The sequence below is a fragment of the Pseudomonas sp. KCJK8993 genome, from assembly GCF_046230915.1.
Lineage (GTDB): Bacteria > Pseudomonadota > Gammaproteobacteria > Pseudomonadales > Pseudomonadaceae > Aquipseudomonas > Aquipseudomonas piscis.
In genome coordinates, this window is record NZ_JBJJLO010000179.1 from 1 (window position 1) to 7,869 (window position 7,869).

Below are 7,869 nucleotides of genomic sequence, written 5' to 3' on the forward strand. Positions count from 1 at the left end.
CCGGCGCGGCCGACGTCGAGCGTTTCTGGCACAACCTCAGCACCGGCGTCGATGGCGTGGGCGAACTGGGCGAGCGCTACCTGGACCAGCGACGGGCCTTTTCGGCCGAGCGCCAAAGCGGCAAGACCTATTGCAAGTGGGGTGGGATCCTGGAACAGCGGGACGACTTCGATCCGCTGTTCTTCAATATTTCCCCCCGCGATGCCGAGTCGATGAATCCGCACCAGAGGCTGGTGCTCCAGGAGAGCTGGAAGGCCCTGGAAGATGCCGGCTACAACCCCAAGGGCTTGCGTGACCAGGCCGTGGGGATCTTCGTCGGTGCCGAGCCGGCGGGGTATTTCCACGAGACCTTCATCGGCGCCTCCGACGCGATCATCGCTTCGCGGCTGTCTTACTACCTGGATTTCAAGGGGCCGGCGCTGGTGGTCAATACCGGTTGTTCGTCCTCGGCCACGGCGATCCACCTGGCCTGCGAAAGCTTACGCAACGGGGAGTCGACGCTGGCCCTGGCCGGCGGTGTATTCGCCACCCTCGGCGAGCCCGGGCTGATCAGCCTCGCCCAGATGGACATGCTTTCGCCCACCGGGCGCTGCCATACCTTCGACCAGCGCAGCGACGGCATCGTCCTGTCCGAGGCGGTGGGCATGCTGGCGCTCAAGCGCCTGTCCGAGGCACTGGCCGATGGCGACCCGATCCACGGGGTGATCTGCGCCTCGGGAATGAACCAGGACGGCGCCAGCAACGGGATCACCGCGCCCAGCGGCCAGGCCCAGGAGCGGCTGATCGGCGAACTGTATCGGCGCCATGGCATCGACCCACGGCAGATCAGCTACGTCGAGGCCCATGGCACCGGCACGCCGCTGGGAGACCCGGTGGAAGTCAACGCGCTGGTGCGAGCGTTCCGCCAGTTCACCAGCGACACCGGTTATTGCGCGCTGGGCAGCGCCAAGGCGCACATCGGCCATGCCTCGGCGGCCGCCGGTGTGGTCAGCCTGATCAAGATCCTGTTGTCGATGAAACACCGGCAACTGCCGGGGCTGCTGCACTTCCAGCAGCTCAACCCGCGCATCGAGCTGGCGGGCTCGGCGTTCCATATCCATCGCGAACCTCGGGAGTGGCCAGCCGACGGCCCGAGGATGGCCGCGCTCAATTCCTTCGGGCATAGCGGCACCAATGTGCACATGGTCATTCGCCAGGCGCCGCAAACCCTGGCGGCCCCCACCGAGGAGCCGGGCCCGCTTTGCCTGCTACCGTTGTCGGCACGTACCGCCGATAGCCTCAGGCGCTATGCCCGGCGGCTGCGCCAGGCCTTGCTGGACCCGGACCTGCGCCTGGCGGACCTGGCCTATACCCTGCAAGTCGGACGGCAGGCCCTGGCGCATCGATTGATGTTCCTGTGCGGCGACAAGGAGCAGTTGCGCCAGCAACTCAACCACTGGCTGGATCGCCGCGCCTGCCGGCATTGCTGGGACGGCCAGGTCGTGAGCGGTGAACGCCGGGACATCCCGTTGCCCGTCGCTGGCGATCCGGCGAGCCTGCAAGCACTGGCCGAAGCCTGGGTGGCCGGGGGCAGCCTCGACTGGGCTGCCTTCAATCGCCAGCACCACAGCACCGCGCGGCGGATACACGCGCCGGTCTATCCCTTCGCCCGACAGAACTTCTGGATACCGCCAGCACAACGCGGTGCCGCGGCGGGCGAGGCCGGCGCCGGTATCGCGGCGCCCCTGCATCCGTTCCTCGAACGCGACACTTCGGATCCGCAGCGGCAACGCTTCACCAGTCGATTCGATGGCCAGGAGTGGTTCCTGGCGCAGCATCGGGTTGCGGGGCAACGGATCTTTCCCGGGGTCGCTCACTTGGAGATGGCCCGGGCCGCCGTGGCCCTGGTCGCACCGGGACGACAACCGTCACTGAGCCAGGTGGTCTGGCTGCGGCCCCTGATCGTCGAGGACCGGCCACGGCAAGTGGAGGTCGAACTCACGGCCGAGGACGATGGGCAACTGCGCTTCGAAATCAGCAGTCGCGAACTGGATCCGGCGACCGGCCAGGCGATGGGCCAAGCGCTGTTGCACAGCCAGGGCCTGGCCAACTTCGCCGCGCCCGCCGCGCCGCAGTTGGCCGACCTGGCGGCGTTCAAGGCACGCATGAACGGTGGCCAGCTTGATGCCGGGCAGTGCTACCAGGCTTACCAGGCCATGACCTTCGATCACGGTCCGGCCTACCAGGGCTTGCAGAGGGTGTACCTGGGGCATGGCGAGGTGCTGGCGCAACTGGCGCTGCCCGCTTGCCAGCAGGCGAGCCTTGGCGACTATGTGCTGCACCCATCGCTGCTGGACTCGGCATTGCAGGCCGCCATTGCCTTGAGCCTCGGGGCCGATGTGGTGCTGGACGAGGAACAGCGGCAGCAGTTGCCGGCGTTGTCCCGGCCGACGCTGCCGTTCGCCCTGGAGGCCTTGCAGGTCCTGGACCGCTGCAGCGAACGGATGTGGGCCCGGGTGGGCTATGCCGAACGCCGCGGGGACCAGCAGGCCGAGACGGCCCTGCAGCGCCTGGACATCCAGTTGTTCGACGAGCAAGGCAAGCTGTGCGTGGCGCTGCGAGGGTTCACCTCCCGGGTACTGAACCCGGTGGACGAGCCGGTGGATGGTGCAACGGCGCTGCCACAGACCCTGTTGTTCCAGCCGCGCTGGCTTGATGAACCCGCGCCCGCTGCAGCCGCGCCGGAGTTCGAGCAGCGCCTGGTCCTGCTCAGCGGCTTCGAGCCGGAAAGCGCCGGCCAGGTCCAGCGGCAACTGGACGGGCAGGGCGTCGGGGGCCAATGCCGGGTGCTGGACTTCATCGAACAGGACTGCGCCCTGGACTATGAACGGACCGCCCTGGCGCTGTTGCAGCAAATCAAGGGGCTGCTCGGCGCAGGTGGCGGCCGGCGCCTGTTGCAATTGGCGGTACATGACCCCCATGGCAAACGCCTGGTCGGCGGCCTGGCGGCGCTGCTACGCAGCCTGCAACTGGAGGTGCCGGCGGTGCGTGCCCAACTGCTCGAACTGGACGAACCCCAGTGCCTGGCACAACGGTTGGCGGACAATGCGCCAGCGTCCGATGTCGCGATCCGTTACCAGGGTGGCCGGCGCCAGGTCCTGCACTGGCTGCCTTGCCCCCCGATGGACCTGGCGATCGAGGCGCCGTGGCGGGATCGCGGGGTGTACTTGATCACTGGAGGCCTGGGCGGCCTGGGCCGGGTGTTCGCCCAGGCCATCGTCGCCAGCGTCAGCGACGCTGTGTTGATTCTCACCGGCCGTTCGCCAGCGACCGCGGATGCCATGGCCGGGATCGATCCGCGGCGCAACCGCATCGAATACCGGCAACTGGACGTCAGCGACGAACCGGCGGTACGGCGCCTGGTGGCAGAGATCGTCGCCGAGCATCGGCATCTGGACGGCGTGCTGCACTGCGCCGGGGTGATCCAGGACAGCTTGCTGGTCAACAAGCAGGACGAGCAGTTCAGGCAGGTGCTGGCGGCGAAGGTCGCCGGTACCCGTCACCTCGACCTGGCCACCGCCGACCTGGCGCTGGATTTCTGGATCGGTTTTTCCTCGGGAACCGGTGTGGTCGGCAATGTCGGCCAGGCGGACTACGCCGCGGCCAATGCCTTCGTCGATCGCTATGCGGCCTATCGCCAGCGGCTCGTCGCCCAGGGGCTGCGTCAAGGCCACAGCCTGGCGATCAACTGGCCACTGTGGAAGGACGGCGGCATGCGGGTGGATGCCGCCACCGCCCGGCAAATGCAGCAGGACACCGGCATGCTGGCGATGCCCAGCAACGCCGGGATCCATGCCTTGCGCCAGTGCGTTGCCCTGGCATTGCCCCAAGTGTTGGTCATGCACGGCCAGCCCGGGCCGATCATCCGGCTGGTCGGCGGCGCGCCACGGCCGGCAGCGCCGCCGCCCGGGTTCGCCGGCGTGGCGCCCGCGGCTCCCGGGCTGGGCCAGGCCTTGCAGCGGGCCTTGATCGAGCAGGTGTCCGCGCAGATGAAGATTCCCGCCAGCGATATCCGCACCGATGCCGAGTTCAGCCAGTACGGCTTCGATTCGATCAGCCTGACCACGCTGGCCAACAGCCTGAAGCAGCAATGGCGGCTGAGCCTGGCGCCGACGATCTTCTTCGAACACGCCACCATTGGCCGCTTCGCCGCTTACCTGGAGCGTGAGCATCACGATGTGCTGGCTGCGCGGTTTGCGCCGCGGACCGAGGCGCCCCAGGGCCAAGCCCTTGAGCAACCGCGGCCGACAGTGACGCCACGGCCAGCCGCGCCACCGCCGGCCACGACGGCGGCAGGTGCGGCCCTGGATGACATCGCGATCATCGGGGTCAGCGGGTGTTTCCCCATGGCCGAGGACGTCGCTCAGTTTTGCCGCAACCTTCAAGATGGACGCGATTGCATCAGCGAGGTGCCCGCCAGCCGTTGGGACTGGCGCGAGTATTACGGCGATCCGCACCGGGAACCGAACAAGACCAACGTCAAATGGGGCGGATTCATTCACGGTGTCGACCACTTCGACCCGCTGTTCTTCGCCATCTCGCCGCGTGAGGCGCAGTTGATGGACCCCCAGCAGCGGTTGCTGATGACCCATGTCTGGCTGGCTATCGAAGACGCCGGTTATGCCGCCAGGGACCTGGCCGGCAGCGATACCGGGATCTTCGTCGGCACCGGGGTGACCGGCTACAGCAGCCTGATCGCCAAGGCCGGGGTACCGGTGGAAGGCTACAGCGCCACGGCGATGGTGCCTTCGGTTGGCCCCAACCGCATGAGTTTCCTGCTGGATTTCCATGGCCCCAGCGAGCCGATCGAAACCGCCTGTTCCTCCTCGCTGGTGGCCATCCACCGCGCCGTGCAAGCCATTCGCAGCGGCGATTGCGCCATGGCGATCGCCGGCGGGGTCAATACCCTGGTCGCTCCCGAGGCCCAGATCAGCTTCAGCAAGGCCGGCATGCTGGCGCTCGACGGGCGCAGCAAGACCTTCTCGGCCCAGGCCAACGGTTATGCGCGGGGCGAGGGGGTGGGGATGATCGTGTTGAAAACCCGCGCCCAGGCCGAAGCCGATGGCGACCCGATCTATGCACTGATCCGCGGTACCGCACAGAACCACGGCGGCAAGGCCAACTCGTTGACGGCGCCCAACCCCCGTGCCCAGGCCGAGCTGCTCAAGAGCACCTACCGCAAGGCCGGGGTCGATCCGCGCAGCATCGGCTACATCGAGGCCCACGGCACGGGGACCGAACTGGGGGACCCGATCGAGATCAATGGCCTGAAGATGGCGTTCCGCGAACTGGCCGATGAGCTGGGCGGCGAACAACCGGGCCAGGGGTATTGCGGGGTCGGCTCGGTGAAATCGAACATCGGTCACCTGGAACTGGCCGCCGGGATCGCCGGGGTGATCAAGGTGCTGTTGCAACTCAAGCACAAGACCCTGTTCAAGAGCCTGCACTGCGAGTCGCTCAACCCCTATATCGAACTCGATGGCAGCCCCTTCTACGTTGTCCAGCACAGCCGTCCCTGGGCCGCCTGCAAGGATCGAGACGGCAACGAGCTACCGCGCCGGGCAGGCATCAGCTCGTTCGGTTTCGGCGGCGCCAACGCCCATATCCTGCTGGAGGAATACCGCGCGCCGCAGCCGTTGCCCAGCGAGGCGTCGCCGGGCCCCAGGGCGTTCCTGCTCTCGGCCCGCACCGAAGACCAGCTGCGTGAGTCGGCGCGACGCCTGGCGCAGTTCATCGCCAGCGTCCCAAGCCAGGCCGCTGGAGATGTCCAGGGCTACCTCGACGCCCTGGCCTACACGCTGCAAGTCGGCCGTGAGCCGATGGCGCAGCGGCTGGCCTTGTTGAGCGACTCGCTGGCGGACCTGCAACGCCAGCTCGACACCTTCGTCGCCAGCGGCAAGGCGCCGTATCGCGGCCTGGCCACGGGCGACAACCCGGCGCTGGCGCTGTTCGGCCAGGATGACGACATGGCGGCCGCCTTGACGGCCTGGATCGCCAAGCGCAAGTACCACAAGCTACTGGAACTCTGGGTCCAGGGCCTGGCGCTCGACTGGCGTCAGTTCTACCGCGAAGGGCGGCCGATGCGCCGCCTGAACTTGCCGGGCTACCCCTTTGCCGGCGAGCGCTACTGGGTCACCGATCTTGCGTGTACCCCAGGCAGCGGCCAGCCGGTCACTGGCGCCTGGTTGCATCCACTGCTGGAGCGCAACACCTCGGATTTCTCCCGGCAGCGTTTCAGCAGTCGCTGGCGGGGCGACGAGCCCTGGTTCGCTGACCATCGGGTCGCGGGCCAGAGCACCATGCCCGGCGTGGCCTACCTGGAAATGGCCCGGGCGGCGATGGTCCGCGCGCTGGACCCGCAAGTCCTGGATGGCGGCACGTTGCAACTGCGCAATGTGGCGTGGCTGGCGCCCTATGGGCCGACGCCACAAGCCAACGAGCTGCACGTGGAGTTGAACCTGGAGCAGGAGCGGATCGAGTTTCGGATCTATTCCCAGGTCGGTGCCGTGGTGCAGGAGCATTGCCAGGGCAGCGCCCAGGTGGTCACGGCGAGCCAGGCGCCCGCGCTGGACCTGGATCGACTGCGCGCGGACGGCTGGACGCGCAGCATCGAAGCCGGCGAACTGTATACCCGCTTCGCCGCGCTGGGCATCGACTATGGCCCGAGCCATCGCGGGGTGTCGCGACTGTGGCTGGGCGAGGGCCGGGTGCTGGCCCAACTGGAGTTGGCGCAACAGTGGTTCGAGGGCGATTGGCTATTGCATCCGGGCATGCTCGACTGCGCGGTCCAGGCGTCCATCGGCCTGCTGCAAGGCCCGGAGGGCGAGGGCGAGACACTGCTGCCTTTCGCCGTGGAACAGGTGCAAGTGCACGGTCGCTGCCAGCCACGGATGTGGGCCCTGGTCAGCCTGGACAAGCGTGCAGGTTCGGCCGTGCAACGGATCGAGATCCAGCTGTGCGATGCCCAGGGGCACGTCGCCGTGACACTGCGCGGCTTCAGCTCGCGGCCACTGGGCAAGGCGCGCGAACCGGTGGCGGCGCTGGCCGGCTCCCCAGCGCTGCCGGCAGGCCTGAGCCTGTTGGCACCACGCTGGTCGGCTTGCACCGCTCGACCAGGCCCGATACAGGCACTGCCGACCCTGGTCATGGGGGCATCCGAGGGACATCGCCAATGGCTGTCCGGCTTGTACCCCGGGTTCGAGTGCATCGCGGAGCAGTCCGGCGACATCGAGGAACTCGCTGCCCAGCTGGCCGCCTGCCGGCCATTCCAGCGCCTGGTCTGGGTGGCCCCGGCACAGCAGGCCACGCTGATGCTGTTTCGCTTGATCAAGGCACTGTTGCAGTCGCAGGTGGCGCAGCAGGCGCTGCAACTGCAGCTGGTCTTCAGCGCCAGCGTGACGTTGCATGCCGCTGAGCCCTTGGTGCCGGAACTGGCCGCCTGCCACGGCTTGGCCGGCTCTCTGGTCAAGGAGCAGGAACAGTGGCGGGTGGAACTGGTGGATCTGCCGTCGGATGACCAGGCATTGCCCCAAGCGCTGCTTGAGCCGCAAGTGCCGGGCCAGTGTCTGGCCTGGCGCGACGGGCAGTGGTTCGAGCAACGCCTGCTGCCCCTGGCCGACAGCCCGGAGCCGGGCGCCGGCACGGTGCATTACCGCGAGGGCGGGGTCTATGTGGTGATCGGGGGGGCCGGCGGAATCGGCGAGGCCTGGAGCCGTCATCTGATCAGCCACTGGCGGGCGCGGGGGGGCTGGGCCCGGCGGCGGGCCCCCGGCCCGCCGCGAGAGGGCCAGCGCGGAAAAATAGCGCAACACGCCCTGCGGCCTGATGGGC

At 68.1% G+C, this 7,869-nt stretch carries 1 protein-coding gene; it reads left to right on the forward strand.

Features of this window, described 5'->3' with window-relative positions; all coding sequences use genetic code 11:
* On the forward strand, positions 1-7,869 hold a 7,869-nt coding region (locus ACK6AU_RS30685), incomplete at both ends, for an SDR family NAD(P)-dependent oxidoreductase (protein ID WP_409303423.1).